22 protein-coding genes are annotated in these 23,895 nt (G+C 58.7%); 7 read left to right on the top strand and 15 right to left on the bottom strand.

The annotated features are described in order from the left end of the window. Positions 1-84: 84 nt before the first annotated feature. The 7 genes from AC2FIB_RS16110 to AC2FIB_RS16080 all read right to left on the bottom strand — a co-directional run bounded on the left by AC2FIB_RS16110 (position 85) and on the right by AC2FIB_RS16080 (position 8,017). Positions 85-873: a crotonase/enoyl-CoA hydratase family protein gene (locus AC2FIB_RS16110; RefSeq protein WP_496736407.1), complete on the bottom strand. Its 789-nt coding sequence runs from the start codon at positions 871-873 to the stop codon at positions 85-87. Between the two features lie 9 nt (positions 874-882). Continuing rightward, the gene (locus tag AC2FIB_RS16105; RefSeq protein WP_496736405.1) at positions 883-1,737 is read right to left on the bottom strand and encodes a hydroxymethylglutaryl-CoA lyase; all 855 of its coding nucleotides are present in this window, start codon (positions 1,735-1,737) and stop codon (positions 883-885) included. A gap of 66 nt (positions 1,738-1,803) precedes the next feature. Continuing rightward, complete coding sequence (locus tag AC2FIB_RS16100) at positions 1,804-3,732, bottom strand: acetyl/propionyl/methylcrotonyl-CoA carboxylase subunit alpha (RefSeq protein ID WP_496736403.1); 1,929 nt, start codon at positions 3,730-3,732, stop codon at positions 1,804-1,806. Between the two features lie 3 nt (positions 3,733-3,735). Next, on the bottom strand, positions 3,736-4,161 hold the full coding sequence (locus AC2FIB_RS16095; protein ID WP_496736401.1) for an ASCH domain-containing protein: 426 nt from the start codon (positions 4,159-4,161) through the stop codon (positions 3,736-3,738). Between the two features lies 1 nt (position 4,162). Beyond that, positions 4,163-5,767 (bottom strand): carboxyl transferase domain-containing protein, encoded by a 1,605-nt coding sequence (locus tag AC2FIB_RS16090; RefSeq protein ID WP_496736399.1) that lies wholly within the window; start codon positions 5,765-5,767, stop codon positions 4,163-4,165. Beyond that, a complete protein-coding gene (locus AC2FIB_RS16085; RefSeq protein WP_496736397.1) occupies positions 5,764-6,564 on the bottom strand; it encodes a hypothetical protein in 801 nt (266 codons plus the stop codon). Before AC2FIB_RS16085 ends, AC2FIB_RS16090 begins: the two co-directional genes overlap by 4 nt. After that, positions 6,554-8,017, bottom strand: a complete 1,464-nt coding sequence (locus AC2FIB_RS16080) for an AMP-binding protein (protein WP_496842429.1) — start codon at positions 8,015-8,017, stop codon at positions 6,554-6,556. The genes AC2FIB_RS16085 and AC2FIB_RS16080 overlap by 11 nt, the downstream gene beginning before the upstream one ends. A 205-nt stretch (positions 8,018-8,222) precedes the next feature. Between AC2FIB_RS16080 and AC2FIB_RS16075 the strand changes: the two genes are divergently transcribed. Continuing rightward, positions 8,223-8,828, top strand: coding sequence for an OmpW/AlkL family protein (locus tag AC2FIB_RS16075; protein WP_496724467.1), 606 nt, complete (start codon positions 8,223-8,225; stop codon positions 8,826-8,828). Positions 8,829-8,882: 54 nt separating this feature from the next. Here AC2FIB_RS16075 and AC2FIB_RS16070 read toward each other — a convergent pair whose 3' ends face one another. The 3 genes from AC2FIB_RS16070 to AC2FIB_RS16060 all read right to left on the bottom strand — a co-directional run bounded on the left by AC2FIB_RS16070 (position 8,883) and on the right by AC2FIB_RS16060 (position 12,104). After that, entirely contained in the window at positions 8,883-10,046 is a 1,164-nt protein-coding gene (locus AC2FIB_RS16070) for an isovaleryl-CoA dehydrogenase (RefSeq protein WP_496736396.1), read from the bottom strand. Positions 10,047-10,202: 156 nt separating this feature from the next. Further along, positions 10,203-11,393, bottom strand: a complete 1,191-nt coding sequence (locus AC2FIB_RS16065) for a DegT/DnrJ/EryC1/StrS family aminotransferase (RefSeq protein ID WP_496736394.1) — start codon at positions 11,391-11,393, stop codon at positions 10,203-10,205. Between the two features lie 39 nt (positions 11,394-11,432). Further along, a complete protein-coding gene (locus tag AC2FIB_RS16060) occupies positions 11,433-12,104 on the bottom strand; it encodes an HAD-IA family hydrolase (RefSeq protein ID WP_496736392.1) in 672 nt (223 codons plus the stop codon). A gap of 133 nt (positions 12,105-12,237) precedes the next feature. Between AC2FIB_RS16060 and glmU the strand changes: the two genes are divergently transcribed. From glmU to AC2FIB_RS16040, 4 genes are read left to right on the top strand one after another with little or no spacing between them, the layout of a single operon-like run. After that, positions 12,238-13,593 (top strand): bifunctional UDP-N-acetylglucosamine diphosphorylase/glucosamine-1-phosphate N-acetyltransferase GlmU, encoded by a 1,356-nt coding sequence (glmU, locus tag AC2FIB_RS16055; protein ID WP_496736390.1) that lies wholly within the window; start codon positions 12,238-12,240, stop codon positions 13,591-13,593. 3 nt (positions 13,594-13,596) lie between these two features. Next, positions 13,597-15,420 carry a glutamine--fructose-6-phosphate transaminase (isomerizing) gene (glmS, locus tag AC2FIB_RS16050; protein WP_496736388.1) on the top strand — a complete coding sequence of 608 codons (1,824 nt, stop codon included), beginning with the start codon at positions 13,597-13,599 and terminating at the stop codon, positions 15,418-15,420. A 3-nt stretch (positions 15,421-15,423) separates the two neighbouring features. Then, positions 15,424-15,966: a pyridoxamine 5'-phosphate oxidase family protein gene (locus AC2FIB_RS16045; protein WP_496724457.1), complete on the top strand. Its 543-nt coding sequence runs from the start codon at positions 15,424-15,426 to the stop codon at positions 15,964-15,966. 8 nt (positions 15,967-15,974) lie between these two features. Then, the gene (locus AC2FIB_RS16040; RefSeq protein WP_496842388.1) at positions 15,975-16,661 is read left to right on the top strand and encodes a DNA alkylation repair protein; all 687 of its coding nucleotides are present in this window, start codon (positions 15,975-15,977) and stop codon (positions 16,659-16,661) included. On the opposite strand, the gene AC2FIB_RS16035 is transcribed toward AC2FIB_RS16040, so the two are convergent. Then, on the bottom strand, positions 16,649-17,065 hold the full coding sequence (locus AC2FIB_RS16035) for a hypothetical protein (RefSeq protein ID WP_496842387.1): 417 nt from the start codon (positions 17,063-17,065) through the stop codon (positions 16,649-16,651). The genes AC2FIB_RS16040 and AC2FIB_RS16035 overlap by 13 nt on opposite strands. 90 nt (positions 17,066-17,155) lie before the next feature. On the opposite strand from AC2FIB_RS16035, the gene moaA reads away from it, so the two are divergent. Next, entirely contained in the window at positions 17,156-18,163 is a 1,008-nt protein-coding gene (gene moaA / locus AC2FIB_RS16030) for a GTP 3',8-cyclase MoaA (protein WP_058274374.1), read from the top strand. Position 18,164: 1 nt separating this feature from the next. Continuing rightward, on the top strand, positions 18,165-19,463 hold the full coding sequence (locus AC2FIB_RS16025; RefSeq protein ID WP_496842386.1) for a 3-deoxy-D-manno-octulosonic acid transferase: 1,299 nt from the start codon (positions 18,165-18,167) through the stop codon (positions 19,461-19,463). Positions 19,464-19,542: 79 nt separating this feature from the next. Here the strand turns inward: AC2FIB_RS16025 and AC2FIB_RS16020 are convergent, their stop codons facing one another. From AC2FIB_RS16020 to AC2FIB_RS16005, 4 genes are all read right to left on the bottom strand, one after another. After that, entirely contained in the window at positions 19,543-20,706 is a 1,164-nt protein-coding gene (locus AC2FIB_RS16020; protein WP_496842384.1) for a M20 aminoacylase family protein, read from the bottom strand. Positions 20,707-20,765: 59 nt separating this feature from the next. Then, positions 20,766-21,908: an MFS transporter gene (locus AC2FIB_RS16015; RefSeq protein WP_496842383.1), complete on the bottom strand. Its 1,143-nt coding sequence runs from the start codon at positions 21,906-21,908 to the stop codon at positions 20,766-20,768. A gap of 70 nt (positions 21,909-21,978) precedes the next feature. Further along, entirely contained in the window at positions 21,979-23,256 is a 1,278-nt protein-coding gene (locus AC2FIB_RS16010; RefSeq protein WP_496736373.1) for a DUF3422 family protein, read from the bottom strand. A 107-nt stretch (positions 23,257-23,363) separates the two neighbouring features. After that, positions 23,364-23,720, bottom strand: coding sequence for a VOC family protein (locus AC2FIB_RS16005; protein WP_496736372.1), 357 nt, complete (start codon positions 23,718-23,720; stop codon positions 23,364-23,366). Between the last annotated feature and the right edge of the window lie 175 nt (positions 23,721-23,895).

The following is a 23,895-nucleotide window of genomic DNA, read 5'->3' as shown; positions in this document are numbered from 1 at the left end:
ACGCACAGGGGGTTAATATTCGACTTATCGAAGCTCTGTCACAGAAGGTCACCCACACAATCGCGGCCACATCACAAGTGGCGCTTAAACCTTACTAATCCATGCAGGTTTTCTTTTTTCAAAGAATGCGCCGATTCCCTCCTTGGCCTCTCCGGTTTCCCACCTATCGACCAGTTCGCGGATCGTGTGGTCGATCACAGCATCGTCAATGCGGGGCCCGAGTTGACGCACCAATTGCTTGGCCGATGCAACCGCACCGGGTGCACAGGCCAGATAGGGCAGGACTTCGGCCTCAACCGCATCATTCAGGTCGGCAGCGGGCACAATTCTGGCCAGCAGGCCCAGCTCTACCGCTTCTGCGGCTTCGAAGACCCGGGCCGACATGAACACACGCCGCGCGCGGGCTTCGCCCATGCGAGCGATGACATAGGGGCCAATCGTGGCCGGGATCAGCCCCAGCTTGGTCTCTGTCAGCCCCATTTTGACCGTTTCCACTCCGATCGCTACGTCACAAACCGACGCCAAGCCCACGCCGCCGCCAAAGGCATTGCCGTGGATCGCGCCGATCAGCGGTTTGGGCAACGTGTTCAGCGCCTGCAACATTTCGGCCAGCTTACGCGCCTCGACAAACCGGGTCTCGGATTCTGCCGCCATCTGGGATTGCATCCAACCCAGATCACCGCCAGCACAAAAGCTTTTGCCCGCACCGGTCAGTACAACAACACGCACGGCGTCGTCGGTTCCAAGCTGGTGCGCGGCTTGCGTAAGATCGGTGATCATCTGCGCCGACATGGCGTTGTGCTTGTCGGCACGGTTCAGAGTCAGAGTGGCCACACCACGCGCGTCCGTGGTCACCGCAATCGTTTCAAACATGTCCGCTCCTTACTGGGATCGCATGGCGCGTGCCATCTGCGCGGCCTCTTCAATGACCGCAAGGTCGAGGCCGGTCTGATATCCAAGCCGCTCCAAATGAGCCACAACAGCTTCGGTGGCGACGTTTCCGGCAGCGCCCGGCGCGTAAGGACACCCACCCAAACCGCCAACGGCGCTGTCGAACACCCGAACGCCCAGCGCCAGCGCAGCGTCGATATTGTCGATGGCCCGCCCGTTGGTGTCGTGGAAATGCCCCGCCAGCCGCGTCATCGGAACGCGTTCGCGCACGGCCAGCAGCATATGGGCAATGGTGTCGGGCGTGCCCTGCCCGATCGTGTCCCCCAGCGATACTTCGTAACATCCCAACGAGAACAGCCGGTCCGCAACTTCAGCCACTTTCTCGGGCGGTGTTGGTCCGTCAAAGGGGCAATCAGTCACGCAGGACACATATCCACGTACAGGCAGGTCGATGTGGCGCGCAGCTTCAAGAATCGGGGCAAAGCGGTCGATGGATTCTTCAATAGTCGCGTTGATATTGGCTTTTGAGAACCCTTCCGAAGCCGAAGCGAATACCGCGATCTCATCCGCCTTTGCGGCCAAAGCGTCTTCGTATCCCTGCATATTCGGTGTCAGCGCTCCATAACGGACGCCGTCGGCCCGTTTGATCCCGGCCAACACGTCCGCGCTGCCCGCCATTTGCGGCACCCAGTTGGGCGAGACAAAACTGGCCACTTCGATGCGGTTAAAACCGGCCTTGCTCAGGCAATCGACCAGCGCCACCTTGTCCGCCACTGCAATTTCGCGCTTTTCGTTTTGCAGACCGTCGCGCGGACCCACTTCGAAGATTTCGACCCGTTCACCCATTGCTGTGTCCTTCTCTTATTGCCGCATTCGATCCGACTGTGCCACGTTGTTCGAGAAGGGGACAGTTCATTCCTCCTCCAGCCGGACCAACGCGGCCCCAGCCTCGACCTGCGCCCCGGCATCCGCCAGCACTTCGGCAACGATGCCGTCACGGGCGGCCAGCAGGGAATGTTCCATTTTCATGGCCTCAAGGATTGCCAGCCGGTCGCCTTCCTGCACGGCTTGACCCACCTGCGCAAAGACAGCTTTGACCAGACCCGGCATCGGGGCCTCAATCACATTGGTGTCGCCAGCGGCACCGGCTTCGCGGTCCAATGGATCAACAATTTCCAGGACTTGACCATAGTTTTCAAAAACTGTGATCTGCGAACCCGAGACAGACACGCGCGGCATAGGGGCTCCGTCGATCATCCAACCGCCCGGACCGCGCTGGGCAAGGATCGTTTGCTCTCGGACCTGCCAGACCTGACGGTTCTGACCTTCTACCTGAACGTCCAGATCAATATCATCACCTGCCCGCAACTGGACCGCGCGATGCAGCGGTGCCCACAGCGAAAACCCTGTTTCCTCATCTGTATCCACCAGATCCAAAGCCGTCATCGCCGCCGCGACGATCGAAGGCGCCGGGATCGGCTCTGCACGGGCCAGCGCGTCCAGATCGCGACTAATCAGGCCAGTATCAACATCACCGACGGCAAAGCCCGGATGCCGCGTCAGTGCGCCAAGAAAGCGAAGGTTCGTGACTGTCCCCGCAACCTCAGTGCCTTTCAGGGCGCGATACAATTGTTCCAATGCGACAGCGCGTGTGGGACCGTGCACGATCACCTTCGCGATCATCGGATCATACCAGGGGCTGATCGTATCACCCGCACGCACGCCGCTATCTGCGCGGCATGCCGCCGGGAAGCGCAGATGGGTCAGTGTACCGGTCGCGGGCAGAAAGCCCTTTGGCACGTCCTCGGCATAAAGCCGCGCTTCGAAGGAATGGCCTGAGATCGACAGGTCACTCTGCTGCTTCGGCAGGCTCTCGCCCGCTGCAACACGCAACTGCCATTCGACAAGGTCCACGCCGGTGATCGCCTCGGTCACCGGGTGTTCAACCTGCAAACGTGTGTTCATCTCCATGAACCAGAACCGATCCGGGCGCAGCCCGTCCGAGGCATCCACGATGAATTCAACCGTCCCCGCGCCTTTGTAACCGATGGCCTCGGCGGCAAGTACGCCCGCCTGCCCCATCGCGTCGCGCATCTCAACAGTCATGCCCGGAGCCGGAGCTTCTTCGATCACCTTCTGATGCCGCCGTTGCAGGGAGCAGTCGCGTTCAAACAGATGCACCGCATGGGTGCCATCGCCAAACACCTGGACCTCGATATGGCGGGGCTTGGAAACGAACTTCTCGACCAGCACAGCATCATTGCCAAAGGCAGTGCGGGCCTCACCCCGGGCGCTGTCCAGTGCCTCGGTAAAATCCTGGGGCTGTTCGACCAGCCGCATACCTTTGCCACCGCCACCCGCGACGGCCTTGATCAGGACCGGATAGCCAATCGTGTCGGCCGCACCCGCCAGATGCTCGGGGTCCTGATTGTCGCCGTGATACCCCGGAACAACCGGCACGCCCGCCTGCTCCATCAATACCTTGGCCGCGTCTTTGAGACCCATCTTGCGGATCGCATCCGCCGAAGGGCCAATGAAGGTCAGGCCAGCCGCCTCGACCGCATCCACGAAATCGGGGTTTTCCGAGAGAAATCCATAACCCGGATGGATCGCCTGCGCCCCGGTATCGAGCGCGGCTTGAATGATCACGTCGCCCTTGAGATAGCTCTCAGCCGGTGCCGCACCACCGATATGAACAGCCTCGTCCGCCATCTGCACATGCCTGGCCGACGCATCCGCATCAGAAAACACAGCCACGCAAGTTACACCCATTTTCTGAGCGGTTTCTATTACCCGACAAGCAATCTCGCCCCGGTTGGCAATCAGGATTTTTTTGAACATAGTTTAGCCCTTATCCACCAGGTCTTCGATCAGGCGGAACCGTTCGCAAAGCAATTCCATCTCGGGATCAAACCCGCCGTTACGCTCAAAGTAACGCCGGTGATCCTCACGCCACCCGTCTAACGTTTCGTTTTCACCCTCGGCCAAGGCGAAGTCTTCGGTCATGTCACTATAGCGGCAGATCGAAACCTCGACCGTCTCAATCACCAATGCTGGGCGATCATCCCATTCAAGGGCAATATCGCGCCGCCCAACAACCGGGGTATCAAGGCTGCCTTCGGGATAATCGCGCAGAGCGCCGCAGGTTGCCGTTTTTTGCCCTGCCCGAACCAGCGCTAAAAGCTCGGCACTCATGATTGCACTGTCGCCGAATTTGAACGTCTGTGCATCGGGATAACGCGCTTTTATGTTTTCCAGGTCGGTGCTCATCTTACATCCTGAACACGCCAAAGCGTGTCTCCTCAATCGGCGCATTCAGTGCCGCGTTCAACGACAAGGCCAGCACGTCCCGGCTTTTGCGCGGGTCAATGATGCCGTCGTCCCACAGCCGCGCTGAGGCATAGAGCGGATGGGATTGTTCTTCGAACATCTCCAGCGTGGGGCGCTTGAAGTCGGCCTCTTCTTCCGCCGACCAAGTTCCGCCTTGGCGTTCAATCCCGTCCCGCTTGACGGTAGCCAGAACACCCGCCGCCTGCTCTCCACCCATCACGGAAATGCGCGAGTTCGGCCATGTCCACAGGAATCGCGGTTGGTAGGCCCGGCCTGACATGCCGTAATTCCCCGCTCCGAACGAGCCCCCCACCAGCATGGTGATTTTGGGCACATTGGTGGTGGCCACCGCCGTCACCATCTTGGCCCCGTGCCGCGCGATGCCTTCGTTTTCGTATTTGCGACCAACCATGAAGCCAGTGATGTTCTGCAGGAATACCAAGGGGATTTTGCGCTGCGAACACAGCTCGACAAAATGCGCGCCCTTCTGTGCGGCCTCGGAAAACAGCACGCCATTATTGGCGATGATCCCGACCGGGCAGCCTTTGACATGAGCGAACCCGGTCACCAGCGTTTCACCAAAGCGCGGCTTGAATTCGTCAAATCGCGAGCCATCGACCAGCCGCGCGATCACCTCTCGGATGTCATAAGGTGTGCGCAGATCGGCAGGGACGACGCCCAGAATTTCTTCGGGGTCATAGGCCGGATCCTCGGGGTTGGCCCAATCCACCGTCTGTGGCTTGCGCCGGTTCAGCGATCCGACGGCCCGCCGCGCCAAAGCCAGCGCGTGGGCGTCATCCTCGGCCAGATAATCCGCCACCCCGGATAGGCGGGTATGGACATCTCCGCCCCCCAGATCTTCGGCGCTGACCACCTCACCCGTCGCGGCCTTGACCAGAGGTGGTCCGGCCAGAAAGATAGTGCCCTGTTCCCGGACAATGATCGTTACATCCGACATCGCGGGCACATAAGCTCCACCCGCCGTACACGACCCCATCACCACAGCGATTTGCGGGATGCCCTTCGCGCTCATCCGCGCTTGATTATAGAAGATGCGGCCAAAGTGATCGCGATCGGGGAACACTTCATCCTGATTGGGCAAGTTTGCGCCGCCGCTGTCGACCAGATAGACGCAGGGCAGTTGGTTTTCCTCGGCAATCTCTTGCGCGCGCAGGTGCTTTTTGACTGACATCGGGTAATAGGTGCCGCCCTTCACGGTGGCATCGTTGCACACCACCATTACCTCTTGCCCCTGCACCCGGCCAATCCCTGCAATGACCCCGGCACAGGGCGCGGCGTCGCCATACATCGCATGCGCCGCCGTCGCGCCGATCTCAAGGAACGGCGACCCCGGGTCCAACAGGTTCGCCACCCTACGACGCGGCAGTATCTTGCCCCGCGATTCATGCCGTGCGCGGGATTTTTCGCCGCCGCCCATGCGAGCGGCCTCGGCGGCGTCGGCAATTTGCGCCAACGCGTTCAGATGAGCCGCGCGGTTTTGTTGAAAACCTTGAGACGAAGGCAGAGCAGCAGATTGCAGCTTCATTCAGAGTACTCTCTTATCAGGTCGCGAAATGGATTCTCACCCGAGCCAAGTTCCTGCAAAAGCTCGCCATAGCCTCGGGATACGTTTTGAGGGCAGACAGCATTCAGCTTTTCGATCTCTGGATCCTCAGAAATCGTGTCAATGCCCATTAGCGGGTAAATCAGGTAATAGTCGAACGGCAGCATCTCGGCGGCACGTTCAATAGAGGCTTGCGCACTTGCCTGGTCACCGCGACACAAATAGGCAAGCGCCAGGGTATGGAACGCACTTTCCAGCCCCTCAAAGTCGCTCTCGACTTCGTACTGATGCACCGCGAGGTTAAGCCGCCCGATGACCTGCGCATCAAAGAATGCATCGTCTCCACGGGCCTCCGGCAGGAACATCGAGACGTATGCGAGGTATTCGTCATGCCACCCGTCGGTCTGCATCTCGGTGCTGAATACATCTTTGAGCAACCGGATTTCCGGTTCGTATTTCAAGGTGTTATCCGACTGCGCAACCGCGTCCAAATAGTTGTCGTAAAATGCAATTTTGCGTTTGTTGCCGCCTTCAAGACCGGAAATTCTATCGCTGATCAGCTTGAGTTCGGAGATGGCCTCGTCCGGATAGCCATAATAAACCAGAAGGTCAGCCAGTTGCAGTTGCTCTATGACTGCAATTTTGTCTTCGACCGCCTTATCGATTGTGTCCTGCATCCAGTTTTCGAAATACGCCTTGCCTGCCCATGCAGCGCCAATGACCGCAATTGCGGTGGCGCTAAATTCAATTCCCGTTCTGACGCTGGATTTATCCGGCATGGCATTCCTCCTCAGACGCGCGACGTTTCAATTCCTTTCGGATTACTTTTCCGGTCACGGTCAAAGGCAACTCTTGCACAAAAGCCACTTCACGAGGGTAAGAATAATGCGCAAGGCGGGATTTAACCCAGTCTTGCAACTCTCGTTCCTCAGCCGCAGCATTCGGTTTCAACACCACATATGCCTTGACGATCTCGGTCCGCAGCTTGTCAGGTTTTCCGACCACACCGACCGTCGCCACCGCCGGGTGGGTCAGCAGGCAATCCTCGATCTCTGCCGGGCCGATACGATAACCGGACGAGGTGATGACATCATCGTCGCGCCCTACGAAACGCAGGTACTCACCCTCCCAAACGCCACGGTCGCCGGTGATCAGCCAGTCGCCACGGAACTTCTCAGCCGTCGCATCGGGTCGGTTCCAATATTCTAAAAGCATTGAGGCCGAGCCTCGCCGGATGGCCACGTCACCCTCATCAGCGGTCGGGTTGCCGTCCTCGTCGATCACCGCAATTTCGTGGCCCGGGACCGGTTTGCCTATGCAGCCGGGCCGCACCGGGAAGTCATCTGAGCAGGAAGAGACAACCATATTGCACTCAGTCTGCCCGTAGAATTCGTTGATCGTCAGACCAAACGCCTGTTGCCCCCAGGCTAACATCTCGGCCCCCAGCGGCTCCCCTCCCGACGCTACAGAGCGTAGCCCGGAAATCGCCTGATCTGAGGCCTTGAGCATCCGAAGGGCCGTTGGGGGAAAGAACACGTTCCGCACACCGCCGCGCGCGATCACATCGGCGCAGGCTTCTGGGGTGAATTTATCCAGCCGTGCGGCGACTACGGGGATTCCCAGCGCAAGACCGGGCATCAGCACATCGAAAAGCCCGCCAATCCAGGCCCAATCGGCCGGTGTCCAGAGGCAGTCGCCCTCTTGCAGGTTGTTATGGCTGATCGAAACGCCCGGCAGGTGGCCGGTCAGCACCCGGTGGCCATGCAACGCGCCTTTCGGGCTGCCCGTGGTCCCGGACGTGTAGATCAACACCGCCGGATCCTCTGGCCCGGTGTCGGCAAAAGGCACAACGCCCCCGTCTTCACCAATCTGGTCCGCCATGAGCGGTTCTGCCAAGTCTCCTAACAGCGTCGCGCCGTCCGGGTCGGTCAGCACAACTTGCGCTCCGGCGTCGCCCACCCGAGACCGCAAGGCATCCTGTTTGAATAGTTTGAACAACGGCACAGAGATCGCGCCGATTTTCCAGATCGCCAGATGCGCCGCCGCACACCACGGTGACTGGCTGAGCAACACGCCCACGCGATCACCCGGCTGCACTTTCTTCGACAGTGCGCGCGCGATGCCGTCTGTCATTTCAGCAAGCTGCCCGTAGGTGACGCGCGGCTCTTCGCTTCCGGTCAAGTCGATCACTGCAACCTGATCCGGTGCGTGATCAAGACACTGGCGCGCCATGTTCAAACGAGATGGCACGTCCCAGCCCCCCGCTGAACGCAAACCCGGTATGCGATTAGCTTCTGGCACGCTGCAATTCCCTTATTTTCAAGGGCCTTACCGGAGAAGCCTCCGATGACCCTGTCACACAAATTTGATGCAGATCAGAGTGCGCGGACCGCGCGGCTGTCAATTCGATCTCATCAACTGAACCAAAGGCAAGACCATGACCAACAAACTCGCCGCTTTGACACTTTCCACCGCGCTGGTGGCGCTTGCCGCCCCCGCCTTTGCCCAATCGCAGGGGGATTGGACCGTCGGTGTCGGTGTCGGTTACCTCAACCCCAAATCCGACAATGGCACGTTGGCCGGACAAAAGGCCGAGATCGACTCGGACACCCGCCCGATCTTCACCGCCGAGTATTTCATCCGTGACAATCTGGGCATCGAACTGCTGGCCGCGACACCGTTCAAGCACACTGTGACCTTGGGCGGAAGCACCGAGGCCGGAACCGTCAAGCACCTGCCGCCCACCTTGTCGCTGAACTATCACTTCCCGACCAACAGCGCATGGAAGCCCTATGTCGGCGCCGGTCTGAACTACACCATCTTCTTCGACGAGAAATCCGCACTGGGTGATCTGAAGGTTGATGACTCTTTCGGTGTCTCGCTGCAAGCCGGTCTGGACTATATGGTCTCGGACAATGGTGCTGTCCGTCTGAACGTACGCTGGTTCGACATTGACACGGACGTCAAGCTGAACGGAACCAAGATCGGCAAAGCCGATATCGATCCCTTCCTTGTCGGCGTATCCTACGTTCATAAGTTCTGATCCTTACAAGGAAAGCGCTTCGCAGTTCCCTCGTCTGCGAAGCGTTTTCTTCTCTCAGCGCATCTCGTTCATCAGTTCCCGCCCGATCAACATCCGGCGGATTTCGCTGGTGCCCGCGCCAATCTCCATCAGCTTGGCATCGCGGAAGATTCGGCTGACCGCCGAGTCGGACAGGAACCCCGCCCCACCCATCGCCTGAACAGCCTGATGCGCCTGCGACATGCCCTGTTCTGAAGCATAAAGACAGCACGCCGCCGCATCCTGACGGGTTACATCCCCCCGGTCACAAGCCTTGGCAACCTCATAGACATAGGCCCGGGCGGAATTCATCGCGGTGTACATATCCGCGATCTTGCCCTGCATCAGTTGAAAGCTGCCGATCGGTTTGCCGAACTGCTTACGCTCAGCCAGATAGGGCATGATCTCATCCAGACAGGCGGCCATGATGCCGGTCCCGATCCCGGCCAGAACCACACGTTCGTAGTCCAGCCCGGACATCAAAACCGCAACGCCTTTGCCCTCTTCGCCCAAAACGTTTTCGAACGGCACCTCGACATCTTCAAAGATCAGCTCGGCCGTGTTCGACCCGCGCATCCCGAGCTTGTCGAAATGGGGCGAGGTCGAGAAGCCCTTCATCTCCTTCTCAATCAGAAACGCGGTGATGCCCTTCGATCCGGCCTCCGGGTTGGTCTTGGCATATACGACCAGCGTATCCGCGTCCGGCCCGTTGGTGATCCAGTATTTGTTGCCGTTCAGCCGGTAGTGATCATTGCGTTTTTCCGCACGCAACTTCATCGACACAACATCGGATCCGGCGGAAGCCTCGGACATGGCCAACGCACCAACATGTTCGCCCGAGATCAGGCGCGGCAGGTATTTCGCCTTTTGCTCGTCATTACCGTTCAGCTTGATCTGATTGACGCACAGGTTCGAATGCGCCCCATAAGACAGAGAGACCGAGGCCGATGCCCGCGCAACCTCTTCCACCGCAACGGTGTGGGCAAGATAGGACATCCCTGCCCCACCGTATTCCTCGGACACAGTGATGCCGAGCAAACCCAGATCGCCCATCTCTTTCCAAAGCTCGTTTGGAAATGCGTTCGAGGCATCGATGTCACCCGCCATCGGCTTGACCCGCTCCTGCGCCCACCGGTGTACCATTTCACGCAGGGCATTCACGTCCTCGCCCAGATCAAATTGCATGGCCGCCGTGAACATAAGCGATCTCCCCTTTCGCATTAATGAACAATTGTTCAATAAATAGCAGCGAATCTGAATTGGGTCAACGACGGCATCCCAAAAACAAACCGCCGCCCTGCTCGGGGCGGCGGTTTCATACAAATAAAGCGTGCGCGTCACGCGCACTCGATTGGACTACGACTGATACACTGCGCTCACCTCTGCCCGAATGATCCGTGCGATCAGCGCGCAATCATCAAGCGAAAAGGTCAAGGGAACGCGCATGTCGACGATCCCGGCGAGGATTCGATCACTTTTTGGCATCGGCGCGCTGTCGGCATATCGCCAGCTGTCATAGCGCGACGTAAAGCCGTTCGGCTCGGCCCCGCCGAACCACTTAAGCTCGACCCCCCGGGCCGCGCAGCGCTGGATAACCTCGTTTACCCGCTCTGCCGACCAATCGAGCAACAGGAACTGGATCGAGGAACCGACAAACGTCTCGGCTTCTGGCCGATCTACAACGCTCAGGCCCGGCGTATCGCGCAGGCCTTTTTCGATTTCGAAATAGCGTTCGTTCCAGCGTTCGATCTGCCGATCCAGATCGCGCAATTGCGGGCGCAGGATTGCGGCCCGCAGATTATCCATTCGCCCCGAGACATTGGGGGTATGATACTTGATCCGCTCAAACACCTCTGGCCCAGGTGCCGCAAGGTGGCGTTCGTACAGCATGTAGGACCCTGACAGCATCGTTGCCTTTGCCGCCAGTTCCTCATCATCGGTGACCAGCAAGCCACCTTCGCCCGAATTGACGTGTTTGTAGGTCTGGCAAGAATAGCAGCCAATCGCGCCTTGCCGGCCCGAAACCTGCCCACGCCACGCGGCCCCCATTGTATGTGCGCAATCCTCGATCACCGTGACACCTGCGGCATCGCACATCTGCATCAGCCGATCCATGTCACACAGATGGCCACGCATATGGCTCAGCATCAAAACGCGGGCCTGATCCAGCTTGGTTTCGAGATCGTCCAGATCAATCGTAAGGTCTTCGGTCACGCCCACAAAAACTGGGCGCGCACTGACCGAAGCAATAGATCCGGGCACAGGCGCCAGAGTAAACGTGTTCGTCAGCACCGGGTCCCCCGGGTTGACCCCCACGGCCCGCAGTGCCGTTGCCATCGCATAGCCGCCCGAGGACACGGCCAGACAGTATTTGGCACCTGTCTGGGCGGCAAATTCCTGTTCCAGCAGGGCGGTTTCGCCCAATTCGCCAGGTACGACGTTATAACGATGCAGACGCCCGTGGCGCAGTACCGCCAGCGCGGCCTCAACCGCCTCTTCTGGTATAGGTTCCTGCTGGGTGAAACTGCCAGTGAATATCTCGGTCATAAGAGTGTTCTGGTCCTGCAAAACGTTCGGGTCAAGGGATTACGCGGCCACGCCAATCAACTCTGCAACCAATTTTGGCAAATCATTGAAATGGTGCAGCAGGGCTTCGGGTTCCAGCGCGGCCATATCATCGCCGGACGGGCCGAAGGTAACCAATACCGACGGCACACCCGCGGCACGGGCCGTGTTTCGGTCAGTGTCGGAATCGCCAATCAGAACACACAAATCAGGATGACCACCCGCCCGGCGTGCAGCTTCGCGCAGCGGCTCCGGGTCAGGCTTGCGCACGGGCAGCGTGTCGGCACCCACCAAAGAGGCAAACAGGTCACGCACTCCCATCTGCGTGAGCAACTGATGGGCCAATGCCTCGGGCTTGTTGGTACAGATGCCAACCCCGTAACCTGCGGACTTCAACGCTTCCACCACATCCAGCGCGCCAGGGTAGAAATGGGTATGCGTGTCGATATCGTCGGAATACGCTTCAAGCAGCATCGGATAGTAGTCTTGAACCGTTGCATCGTCATAAGCGCCCACCCGTTTCAACCCATGGGTCAGCATCATTCGGCCACCGCGCAGCGCAACGCCCGCATCTTCGCCGTGAACCAACACATCCCCATGCCCCATATGCCGAAAACAGTGGTTGGCGGCGGCCAGCAAATCGCCCGATGTATCGGCCAAGGTCCCGTCCAGATCGAAGATAACCGTACGCATTTTGCCCCCTAATTCGGCGAGTCTTCGCCATAAGTGTTGCAAACGGCAATCTTGTTTGATGCCCGAACCGCTTGCGCCTTTGAACTCAGCGGATAAAACGGGCTGCAACAAAACACAAAGAGAAATCGTTTTTATGACCATCGCCCTTGTTATCCTTGCCGCCGGAAAAGGCACCAGGATGAATTCGGATACCCCAAAAGTTTTGCACCCGATTGCCCAAACGCCGATGTTGGTACACGCGATGCGCGCCGGTGCGGTGCTGTCACCCGAACGAACCGTTATTGTCACTGGTCACGGCTCTGAGGAGGTTGCTAAAGCCGCCACTTCCGAGGATGAAGCCGCGCAGATTGTCGTTCAGGAAGAACAGCTTGGAACAGCGCATGCAGTTGCGCAGGCGCGGGATGCTCTGGACGGTTTCTATGGCGATGTGATCGTCCTTTACGGCGACACACCCTTTATCGCCCCCAGAACACTGGAGCGTATGATTGAGGCGCGCGCATCCTTTGATCTGGTCATGCTGGGCTTTGATATTGCCGAAGTTCAGCCCCGCTATGGCCGGTTGATCATGGATGGCGAAAAACTGGTCGAAATCGTTGAATACAAAGACGCAACCGAAGAACAGCGCGCCATTCGCTTTACCAACAGCGGGCTATTGGCCTGCAATGCAGAATTGCTGTTCGAACTGATTGACGCGGTCAGCAATGAAAATGCGTCGGGTGAGTACTACCTGACTGAAATTGCGGCACTGGCGAACGCACGCGGCCTGTCGGCAACTGCCATCAAGTGCGATGAGGCTGAAACGCTGGGCGTGGACTCTCGTGCTGATCTGGCAGCGGCCGATGCCGAGTTTCAGACCCGTGCGCGCAATGAGCTGTTGGCTTTGGGCGTGACGCTGATGGCCCCCGAAACGGTTTATCTGTCCGCTGACACGATCGTAGGCCGAGACACGGTGATCGAACCCAACGTCGTCTTCGGCCCCGGCGTTACCGTCGAAAGCGGCGCGACGATCCGTGCGTTCTCACATCTGGAAGGCTGCCATGTTAGCCGCGGCGCCATCGTCGGCCCCTACGCGCGCCTGCGCCCAGGTACAGAACTGGCCGAAAACACCCGTATCGGCAATTTCGTCGAGACAAAGAATGCCCAGATCGCTGAAGGCGCTAAGGTCAACCACCTCAGCTATGTCGGCGACGCCTCTGTTGGAGCGTCGACCAATATCGGCGCGGGGACGATCACCTGTAACTATGACGGCGTGATGAAGCACCAGACGACTATCGGGCAGAACGTCTTTATCGGCTCCAACACTATGCTAGTTGCCCCCGTTTCTGTCGGTGACGGCGCGATGACCGCAACAGGTACAGTCGTCACGCAGGATGTAGAACCCGACGCGCTGGCCGTGGCACGTGCCAAGCAGGACAACAAGCCCGGCTATGCGCGCAAATTGTTTGAGATGTTGAAGGCGAAGAAGGCACGCCGCGACAGAGGAGCCTGATTTATGTGTGGAATTGTAGGTGTACTGGGTGAGCATGAGGCCGCGCCAACTTTGGTCGAGGCACTAAAACGGCTTGAATATCGTGGTTATGACAGTGCCGGGATTGCCACGGTCAATGCTGGCACGCTTGGTCGTCGTCGTGCGGTAGGCAAGCTGGTCAACCTAAGCGATCTGCTGGTGCACGACCCCCTGCCCGGAAAATCCGGTATCGGTCACACTCGCTGGGCCACCCACGGCGCACCATCGGTGACCAACGCGCATCCGCACAAGGCCGGCCCAGTGGCGGTGGTGCATAACGGTATCGTCGAGAACTATCGTGAGCTGCGGGCAGAACTGGCGGAACATGGGGTCGATTTTACAACAGAAACCGATACCGAAACCGTCGCTCTGTTGACCGAGCACTATCTGAAGACCGGCCTCTCACCCATTCAAGCCGCGTTTAAGACGATCGATCGACTTGAGGGCGCGTTTGCATTGGCGTTCCTTTTCGATGGAGAGGACGACCTGATTATCGCCGCGCGTAAAGGATCTCCACTGGCGATCGGGCACGGAGATGGCGAGATGTATGTAGGTTCAGACGCCATCGCACTGGCCCCGATGACCGACCGTATCACCTATCTTGAAGAGGGTGACCGAGCAATACTGACCCGGACCTCTCTGGAGATTCGTAACGAAGGCGGTGAATTGGCGAACCGCGAAACGCGTCGGATCAAGTTGGATCACACGCGGACCGGTAAGAATGGCCACAAGCACTACATGGCTAAGGAAATCGCCGAACAGCCCGTGGTGATTGCCGACGCGATCCGGTCTTATTTGCCCGGCAACGGCGATCAGGTGGTGCTACCTGGCACCGATCTGGATTTCGCCAAACTGGATCGGTTGACCATGGTGGCCTGTGGCACGGCATTTTACGCCTGTCTGACCGCAAAGTACTGGTTCGAGCAATTGGCCCAAATGCCAGTCGAGGTCGATATCGCCAGCGAGTTCCGCTATCGCGAACCTCCGATCACGGGGCGCACGATGGCGCTGTTCGTCAGCCAGTCGGGTGAAACCGCCGATACTCTGGCGGCACTGCGCTATTGCGAAGGCAAGGCGGACAAGATCGTCTCGGTCGTCAACGTCCCCGAAAGTTCGATCGCCCGCGAAAGCGATATCGCCCTGCCCATCCATGCGGGCGTTGAGATCGGCGTGGCTTCGACCAAGGCGTTCACGTGTCAACTGAGCGTTCTGCTGATGATGGCGCTCAAGGCGGCTGCGGATCGTGGTACGCTGACCGACGAAGAACTGGCCGACCACTATGCTGCGCTACGCGGCTTGCCAACGGTTATGAATGCAGCGCTGGATCAGAATCCAGCCATCAAGACGTCCGCACAGCGCCTGTCCGAAGCCCGCGACGTTCTGTTCCTGGGTCGCGGCCTGATGTATCCGCTGGCGATGGAGGGGGCGCTGAAGCTCAAGGAAATCAGCTATATCCACGCCGAAGGGTATGCTTCGGGTGAGCTGAAGCACGGACCGATCGCCCTGATCGACAAGAATATGCCTGTGGTGGTCATGGCCCCGCGCGACGCCGTGTTCGACAAAACGGTGTCGAACATGCAAGAGGTGATGGCGCGCAAGGGCAAGGTCATTCTGGTCTCGGACGATGACGGGATTGCCGAGGCTGAAGATGGCGTCTGGAGCATCATCCCGATGCCGCATGTACACCCCAGCCTGGCGCCGATCCTCTACTCGGTGCCTGCGCAACTGCTGGCCTATCACACGGCGGTGGCCAAAGGCACGGATGTAGACCAGCCGCGCAACCTGGCAAAATCGGTTACAGTGGAGTGAGACATGGCCAAGCAATTTCCGGAACTGGACGACGGGCAGCGTAAATTCATCGAAGAACAGCACATGTTCTTCGTCGGCACTGCGGCACCCAACGGACGGGTCAACATCTCGCCCAAGGGCATGGATTCGCTGCGCGTTCTTGGCCCGAACCGGATTGCCTGGATGAACCTGACCGGCAGCGGCAACGAAACCGCCGGTCATCTGCTTGAAGCGAACCGCATGACGCTGATGTGGTGTTCGTTCACGACCCGTCCCATGATCCTGAGAACGTATGGCACCGCGCGCACGCTGCATGTGGGGGATGAGGGCTGGGATGAATTGGCTGGCCTGTTCCCCGATCACCGTAGTGCGCGTCAGATCTATGATCTGGATATCGATGTGGTCCAGACTTCGTGCGGCTATGCCGTGCCGTTCATGGAATATCAGTCCGAACGCGACACGATGCAGAAATGGGTCGATGGCAAGTCCGACGAGCAGATCCAATCCTACTGGGTTGAAAAGAACCATCAGACCATTGATGGCAAACCCACGCGCACCCGACCCTGAGTTTATTGATGATTGAAGCCTATCTGGACCAGATCAAAGCCCATTCCGATCCCGAGCGCGCCGAACAAATGGCGGCCTACCACAAGGCCGACCGCCCCCATCTGGGCGTGGCAAACCCGATCCTGAATGATCTGACCAAAACCTGGCGACAGGAGTTGGATTTGGCAGCGCGCGTCGAACTCGCAGATGCGCTGTGGCAAACCAATATTCACGAAGGACGTCTTGCCGCCGCAAAACTGCTGACACAGGCGCGCATCCGACCGGATGATGCCGTTTGGGACCTGCTGCAAAGCTGGTTGCCGGATTTTGATGCCTGGGCCGTGGCGGATCACGCCTGCATGGCGATGCAAAAGCGCCTGTCAGCCGACCCTTCGCGGCTGGATCAGGTGGAAAGCTGGACAAAATCGGACCACATGTGGACCAGGCGCGCGGCGCTGGTGGCGACCCTGCCCTGGACCAAACAGAACCACCCCAAACCGGAAGACCTGCAACGCCGAGACCGCATTCTGGGTTGGGCTGCAGGCTACGTGCCCGATCGCGACTGGTTCATTCAAAAAGCCGTCGCTTGGTGGCTGCGCGAATTGTCCAAGCACGACCCGGACCGGGTCATTGCCTTTTTGAAAACACACGGCGACGCGATGAAGCCATTTGCGCGAAAAGAGGCCGGTAAATATCTGAAAGGTCAGTTGGAATAAACTTCCAGCTCAACCAGTTCATCAAATGGCAGCAGCAGGGCCCGCATCGCATCCAGCGAAAGGCGGCTGCCGCCCCCGGCTGGCCCGGATGCCGGAATCAGCGTGATATAGGCCTGCGCGCCTGTCCGCGGCACAACCACGCGCCCGGTGAATTCAGTCTGCACCAAAGACGTTTCCAGCCATCGACCAGGTGTTGTGGGATCTCCCAGACCGGCAATCGTGGTTTTTGGACCGAGCCAACCAGTGGCGGCAACGGCAACGGGTTGCGGCTCGACCACCTCTTCTACAACGGCTGGTTCTGCTTCTTCGGGGGGCTTGTCACCACCAAAGACACGATCGGTGGTCGACCGCACGGTGTCACATCCCGCCACCAGAACACAAAAAGCCAAAAGCGCATATCTCATGACGCAAACCTATCGCCCTGCGCGCATCTGTTCCAGCGCAAAGCGCAGTTCGCCCTTGTCGCAGGGCGGTTGCAGCTTTACCTATGTCGCATGACAGCTCCGCTTATCGACCCGTTCGCACGTGCCATCACCTATCTCCGCGTATCCGTTACGGATCGCTGCGATTTCCGCTGTGTCTATTGCATGTCCGAGGACATGACCTTTCTGCCCAAGAAAGACCTGCTGACGCTGGAAGAGCTTGACCGCATGTGCTCGACCTTTGTGAACATGGGTGTTGAAAAGTTGCGCATCACCGGCGGTGAGCCTCTGGTGCGCCGCAATATCATGACATTTTTCAATTCGATGACCCGACACCTGGACAGCGGCGCACTGAAAGAGCTGACGCTAACCACCAATGGTTCGCAACTGCACCGATTTGCCGATGATCTGTACGCCGCAGGTGTGCGTCGCGTGAACGTATCGCTGGATACGCTGGACGAGGATAAATTTGCCAAGGTCACCCGCTGGGGACGGCTCAAACAGGTTCTGAACGGGATCGACGCCGCGCAGAAAGCCGGTCTCCGGGTCAAGATCAATGCGGTCGCCTTGAAAGGGTTCAATGAACCCGAGTTGCCAAAGATCACTGAATGGTGTGCCGAGCGTGACATGGATCTGACCTGGATTGAGGTCATGCCCATGGGCGATATCGGAAACGAAGACCGCCTGGACCAGTACTGGTCTCTTGAAGATGTGCGCAAGGAATATGAAAAACACTATTCCGTCACGGATCTGGCCGAGCGGACTGGTGGACCTGCGCGTTATGTACGGCTTGAGGATACGGGCCAGAAAATCGGCTTTATCACTCCGCTGTCGCATAACTTCTGCGAAAGTTGCAACCGCGTGCGCCTGACCTGCACCGGTGAGCTGTACATGTGCCTTGGGCAAGAGGATATGGCCGACCTGCGCGCCCCGCTGCGCGATCATCCCGACAGTGATAAATCATTGGAAGAGGCAATCAGGTCCGCGATCACCCTCAAGCCCAAAGGGCATGATTTCGACTATTCCCGTCAGGCCGTCGACGGCCAGATGAGCCGCCACATGAGCCACACGGGCGGCTAAAGTGCCAAACAACCCCGACCAGCCAACGCTGCTGTACAAGCTGTATTGCGGCCTGACTTCCGTTGCGGCCCCGCTGGCATGGCGCACGGTTCGCAACAAGCTGCAGGCGGCGGGCGTTCCGGAAACGCGCCAGCAGGAACGCCTTGGCCACGCCACGCAAACCCGCCCGGATGGGCAGCTGATCTGGTTCCACGCCGCCAGCGTTGGCGAAACTCTGTCGGTCATCAGTCTCATCAAGCGTCTGGGCGAACGCCTGCCCAAGGCTGAGTTTCTGATTACCTCCGGAACCCCAACTTCGGCCGCGCTGATCGAAAAACGAATGCCACCGCGCGCACGCCACCAATACCCACCACTGGACACAGCCGGACCGGTGAAGCGTTTTTTGGATCACTGGCACCCGGACGCTGGCATTTTCGTCGAAAGCGAAATCTGGCCGCGCCTGATTGTCGAAGCCTCTCGCCGCGAGGTTCCGCTGGCGCTGCTCAACGCGCGCCTATCGGATCGCTCGGTCGAGGGATGGAAGAAGCGACCCCAAACCGCGCGATTTATTCTGGACCTTTTCACACTGTTCCTAACCCAGAATGACAATACTGCGACAAATCTTATCGACATGGGTGCACGCCCCGATCGGGTACAGCCCGGCACCAACCTCAAGGCGATGTCGGACCCGCTGCCGGTCGATCAGACAACGCTGAGCGATATCCGCGCTCAAATCGCCGACCGCCCGGTCTGGATCGCCAGTTCGACCCATGCAGGTGAGGAGGAAACGGTTCTGGCCGCGCATGCCAAGCTGTTGCAACGCTGGCCCGATCTGCTGCTCCTGCTGATCCCTCGGCACCCCGAACGACGGTCAGAGGTTGCAAGTCTGCTGGAGTCCGCCGGGCAGTCTGCCGCCTTCCGCACCAAGGGCGACAAGATCGCGCCGCAGACTCAAGTTTTCGTCGCTGACACACTGGGCGAAACCGGCACGTGGTACGCATTGTGCCCTATCGTGTTCCTGGGCGGCTCGCTCAAGGAAATCGGCGGTCACAACCCGTTTGAGCCCGCACAGGCTGGTGCCGCTGTGATCACTGGTCCGGGGTACTTCAATTTTGCGGAAACCTTCGCGCCACTGATCGAAAGCGGCGGCGCGACCGAGGTCAATTCCGCCCCGCAACTCGCAGATGCCGTTGCAAATTTGTTGTCAGACGACACCGCGCTGGACAAAGCGCAGGCTGGCGCGAAATCCTGCGTAAATCTCCAGAAATCCGCGTTGGACGATGTGATCAACACCTTGTGCGAGACACTCAACCTCGCCTGACGCAGCAAGGGTCCACCTTCAGGCCAAAAACAACCCGGGGAGCGTGAGGGGCTGGCCCCTCGCGCTCCCCACCTCTTTATCAGGCCGCGGGCATCCGTTGTTCCACGATCCCGGCCCACCAACTGCATCCAGCCGGAATTGCCTCGTCGTTAAAATTGTATTCAGGATGATGCACAGCAGCCGTGTCACCATTGCCAACTAGGATGTAGGCCCCGGGCCGTTCCTCCAACATAAAGGCAAAGTCCTCACCGCCCATGATCAAGGGCGCTTCGTCACAGCTTCCAGACACCGAGCGCGCGACATCCGCGGCAAAATCAGTCTGCTCGTCGCTGTTCACCATCACCGGATAACCCCGGTAATAAGTCACATCGGCCGCGCCGCCAAAGGTGGTGGCGATACCTGCGCAGATTTCCTGAACGCGCTTTTCAGCCAAGTCGCGCATTTCCTTGCTCATCGTGCGCACAGTCCCTTTGATCTTCACCGATTGGGGGATCACATTGAACGCGTTTGACGACGTCTCAAACGACGTGACCGAAACCACAAGACGATCAATCGGATCGGCATTGCGCGATGCAATGGTCTGCAGCGCCAAAACGGCCTGCGCAGCCATTACCGTGGTGTCGACCGTTTCATGCGGCTTGGCAGCGTGCCCGCCTTTACCTTCGAAAGTGATATCGAACTGATCTGTTGCCGCAAAAAAGGCCCCAGGTCGAATAGCGAAGCTGCCCACCGGACGACCTGGCCAGTTATGCATGCCATAGACCTCTTGTATGCCCCAGCGGTCCATCATGCCGTCTTCGCACATCTCGCGCCCGCCACCACCGCCTTCTTCAGCGGGCTGGAAGATCACAACCACGGTGCCGTCAAAATTGCGCGTCTCGGACAGGTATTTCGCGGCCCCCAACAGCATGGCCGTATGCCCGTCATGCCCACAGGCATGCATCGCGCCATCGGTTTTTGAGGCATAGTCCAGCCCGGTCGCCTCGTGGATCGGCAGCGCATCCATATCCGCGCGTAGCCCGATCACCTTGCCGCTTGTGTCCGTCTTGCCCTTGATCACGCCGACAACTCCGGTTCGGCCGATGCCTGTCACCACTTCATCACAGCCAAAGTCCCGCAATCTTTCGGCGACCAGGGCGCTGGTGCGGTGGGTTTCGAACAGAATTTCCGGGTTTTCATGAATATCGCGTCGCCACTCGGTGATTTCACCCTGCAACTCGGCGAACCGGTTTTTGATCGGCATGTTGGTCTCCTAACTGTTGGTTTTCCGGCCTGCTGCTCCGCTATGGCTCCGCCATGACTTCAATCTGTTTCGACGGGTCGCAACGAACCCGCCAACAGGACAATGAATACGGCCAGCGGCAACAACGCCGTGAATGCTATGCGCAATGTAAGCATCTCTGCGAGAAACCCAATAAGCGGTGGGCCAATCAACAGGCCTCCGTACCCCAGCGTGGCGACGCTGGCGATCGCCTGCCCCGGCGGCACGTTGGGATCACTTGCCGCCCGACTGAACGCCAACGGCATGATCACCGCGTATCCGCCCCCCATCATCGCAAAACCTGCCAATGCCAACCCTGCCTCGGCAGCGGACACAACACAGAACACACCCAAAGCGGCGCAAGCCCCGCCAAATCGCGCTGTCGCGACCGGTCCAAAGCGCGCAATGACAAATCCGCCTGCCAAGCGGAAAGCAACCATGGCCACGGAGAATACCGCATAACCCAGGGCCGCAATGCTTTCGGCGGCGTCGGTCACATCCCGTAGGAAAATCGCACTCCAATCCGCCACAGCACCTTCCCCCAAAGCTCCGCACAAAGCGGTGAAGCCCACAAGGATCAATGCGCCTGAAGGTAATGCAAAAACCTTGCCTCCGGACACAGCCGCGCGGCGCGATGTCCAGCGTACCCATGACAATGCCAATGCCAGCCCAACGACGATCCCGCCCGCCAGCAAAAAGTGTTGGATCACTGTCAGCCCCATCTGCACTGCTGCAAATCCGCTGAGGGCGCCCAACCCTGCCCCAAGGCTCCACATCGCGTGAAATGATGACATCACGGGTTTCGTGTACGCCTGCTCGACCTCAGCCGCCCAGGCGTTCATCGCTACATCCATCGAGCCGTGGAAAGCCCCGAATACAAACAAAAAAGCCGCAAGCGACCAGAAGCCACCCGCGAGGGCCAGAAGGATCAAGGAAACCGTGTAAAGAACGGCAATGTACCGCGTCAGGACCACCGCTCCGAACCTGTCGGTTAGCCGTCCGGTGATTGGAAAAGAACACACAGCGCCCGCCGCCATGAACAAAAGGCCATATCCCAGCGTCTCATGCGTCAGGTCCAGTTTGTCCCGAACCGCTGGAATTCGCGATGCCCAGATGCCGAACAGTGCGCCATTCAATATGAACATGGCGGCCACTGCCCGCCACGCCGACACGATTCCAATCACAGAGAATTCCCCGACCCAGGTGTCAAACGCGTTTGTTGTACAGCGCGCGGGTCCAAAGGCAAATACGGATCTACCCCAACCGCTTTCGAATCCTGCGAACGGCAAACCATACCGCCAGGACAACCGGAATCGTCACCGCTGCGCTTAACATCCCTTTACTGATCCCGGCACCTGTCAGGGGGTAGAGCAGATAGCTGACCAGCGATACGGCGTAATAGCTGATCGCGACCACGGAAAGCCCCTCGACCGTGTGCTGCAGGCGCAGCGCCAGATCGGCGCGGCGATCCATGCTTTCCAACAGGGCCTGGTTCTGCGCGCTGCGCTCAACATCGACGCGGGTTCGCAGCAATTCCCCTGCACGGATGGCCCGATCAGACAGGGCTTGCAGGCGACGTTCCGTGGATTTCACCGTGCGGATCGCCGGGTCGTATCGGCGCATCATAAAGTCCGCAAAGTTCTGACCGCCTTCAAAACGCTCTTCGCGCAGGACCTCAATCCGCTGATTTACGATAGCCTCATAGGCACCAGTGGCTCCGAACCGAAACGAACACTGCGCAGCCAGAGTTTCCAGTTCGATCGAGGTCGACAGCAAGTCCTGCAGCAACTCGTCGGGCTGGGCAGAATTGTCGGTCATCTGCCCCATCAGGCGCGTCAGCTTTTCATCCAGTTTTCCAATGCGAGGCATCAGTTGTTTGACCCGCGCAAAACCCAGCATGGACATTGCCTTGTAGGTCTCGATCTCACACAAACGCTGGACGATCCGTCCCGTCCTGCGCCGACCGGTGCCATTCGCGACAAACAGCGCAAACCGCATGTGCCCTGCCGGATCAATACGAAAATCACTTGCACAAACAGCTGCGTCATCCAGCACCCGAGCTACAGCCAGGCTTTCTGGTTCGAACCAATCCAACAGCTTGGATTTGATCACCTCGTCGCCTTCGCGCTCGACAACACGCACCATGGCCGACGTGACCCTCTGACCGGGGCTGGCCATCAACCAGTCGGGGGGGAAAACCTCAAAATCAGCCGGGTTGAACGCACGCTCGCTGACGTTCTGGGCGATGGCCGTATAGGTTACGAACTCGGTGTGTTGTTCCCACTTCAACCAATGGCGGCCGATTTGCCCAGCATAGTGCGTGGCGTCCGGCTGCGGATGCTGTGCACCGTGGCGGTCGAGAAGGTCGATCAGGTGCTCCAGATCCTCGCGGCGATCCCGTGCGACGGCGGCGACAGATTTCTTGATCGCAAGAAAGACCACAGTACAGGGCATTGCCGCCACCGGAAACGGACGGGCGTGCAATTCATTAGCCAGCGCATAGCGCAGCGGATGGTCATCTATCGGCGTCATCTTGGGCTCCGTTTCGTCCGAGGCACTATACGACACCTATGAGATTCATCAATTCTCATTTTATTTCACATACTTACAAGGATACTACAGTATACAAATCCGCTATCTCATTGATTTGGCTGCCACAGCTCGATCGGGTTGCCCTCAGGGTCATGGATGCGCGCGAACTTGCCAACCTCACTGTCCCACTCTGCGTTAGTTTCAACCTTGATCCCTGCGGCCTCAAGCTGAGCTATCAGGGCCTCCAGATCATCGACACGGAAATTGATCATCCACTGCTGCACGGATCTTCCGAAGTACGCGGTGTCCTGCGCAAACGGGGCGAAGACTGTGTACCCTTCGCGCTGTTTCCATGGCTCTGGGACATAGTGATTTACACCCAAGTGCTTTTCATACCACGCGCTCAGGGCCTCGGGGTCACGAGCGCGAAAGAACACCCCGCCTATGCCGTTCACTTTTTCCATCGGGCACCTCCTTTTGAATTCAGGATACATCAAAAACAGAAAAGGCGCCCACTGGGGCGCCTTTCCGATATTTATCCTGAACCGCTTAGTCGATCATCGGCAGTAGTTTGTCGAGGCTTGCCTTTGCGTCGCCGTAGAACATGCGGGTGTTTTCTTTGAAGAACAGCGGGTTTTC

Source organism: Ruegeria sp. YTSA072 (genome assembly GCF_059610285.1).
This window is presented reverse-complemented; position numbering and strand designations above follow the sequence as displayed.

What these genes read in the sequence shown, in the direction of transcription:
- AC2FIB_RS16110 (WP_496736407.1), bottom strand. Translation starts at nt 873, where the DNA reads ATGTTTGAAACGATTGCGGTGACCACGGACGCGCGTGGTGTGGCCACT.
- AC2FIB_RS16105 (WP_496736405.1), bottom strand. Translation starts at nt 1,737, where the DNA reads ATGGGTGAACGGGTCGAAATCTTCGAAGTGGGTCCGCGCGACGGTCTG.
- AC2FIB_RS16100 (WP_496736403.1), bottom strand. Translation starts at nt 3,732, where the DNA reads ATGTTCAAAAAAATCCTGATTGCCAACCGGGGCGAGATTGCTTGTCGG.
- AC2FIB_RS16095 (WP_496736401.1), bottom strand. Translation starts at nt 4,161, where the DNA reads ATGAGCACCGACCTGGAAAACATAAAAGCGCGTTATCCCGATGCACAG.
- AC2FIB_RS16090 (WP_496736399.1), bottom strand. Translation starts at nt 5,767, where the DNA reads ATGAAGCTGCAATCTGCTGCTCTGCCTTCGTCTCAAGGTTTTCAACAA.
- AC2FIB_RS16085 (WP_496736397.1), bottom strand. Translation starts at nt 6,564, where the DNA reads ATGCCGGATAAATCCAGCGTCAGAACGGGAATTGAATTTAGCGCCACC.
- AC2FIB_RS16080 (WP_496842429.1), bottom strand. Translation starts at nt 8,017, where the DNA reads ATGGCGCGCCAGTGTCTTGATCACGCACCGGATCAGGTTGCAGTGATC.
- AC2FIB_RS16075 (WP_496724467.1), top strand. Translation starts at nt 8,223, where the DNA reads ATGACCAACAAACTCGCCGCTTTGACACTTTCCACCGCGCTGGTGGCG.
- AC2FIB_RS16070 (WP_496736396.1), bottom strand. Translation starts at nt 10,046, where the DNA reads ATGTTCACGGCGGCCATGCAATTTGATCTGGGCGAGGACGTGAATGCC.
- AC2FIB_RS16065 (WP_496736394.1), bottom strand. Translation starts at nt 11,393, where the DNA reads ATGACCGAGATATTCACTGGCAGTTTCACCCAGCAGGAACCTATACCA.
- AC2FIB_RS16060 (WP_496736392.1), bottom strand. Translation starts at nt 12,104, where the DNA reads ATGCGTACGGTTATCTTCGATCTGGACGGGACCTTGGCCGATACATCG.
- glmU (WP_496736390.1), top strand. Translation starts at nt 12,238, where the DNA reads ATGACCATCGCCCTTGTTATCCTTGCCGCCGGAAAAGGCACCAGGATG.
- glmS (WP_496736388.1), top strand. Translation starts at nt 13,597, where the DNA reads ATGTGTGGAATTGTAGGTGTACTGGGTGAGCATGAGGCCGCGCCAACT.
- AC2FIB_RS16045 (WP_496724457.1), top strand. Translation starts at nt 15,424, where the DNA reads ATGGCCAAGCAATTTCCGGAACTGGACGACGGGCAGCGTAAATTCATC.
- AC2FIB_RS16040 (WP_496842388.1), top strand. Translation starts at nt 15,975, where the DNA reads ATGATTGAAGCCTATCTGGACCAGATCAAAGCCCATTCCGATCCCGAG.
- AC2FIB_RS16035 (WP_496842387.1), bottom strand. Translation starts at nt 17,065, where the DNA reads ATGAGATATGCGCTTTTGGCTTTTTGTGTTCTGGTGGCGGGATGTGAC.
- moaA (WP_058274374.1), top strand. Translation starts at nt 17,156, where the DNA reads ATGACAGCTCCGCTTATCGACCCGTTCGCACGTGCCATCACCTATCTC.
- AC2FIB_RS16020 (WP_496842384.1), bottom strand. Translation starts at nt 20,706, where the DNA reads ATGCCGATCAAAAACCGGTTCGCCGAGTTGCAGGGTGAAATCACCGAG.
- AC2FIB_RS16010 (WP_496736373.1), bottom strand. Translation starts at nt 23,256, where the DNA reads ATGACGCCGATAGATGACCATCCGCTGCGCTATGCGCTGGCTAATGAA.
- AC2FIB_RS16005 (WP_496736372.1), bottom strand. Translation starts at nt 23,720, where the DNA reads ATGGAAAAAGTGAACGGCATAGGCGGGGTGTTCTTTCGCGCTCGTGAC.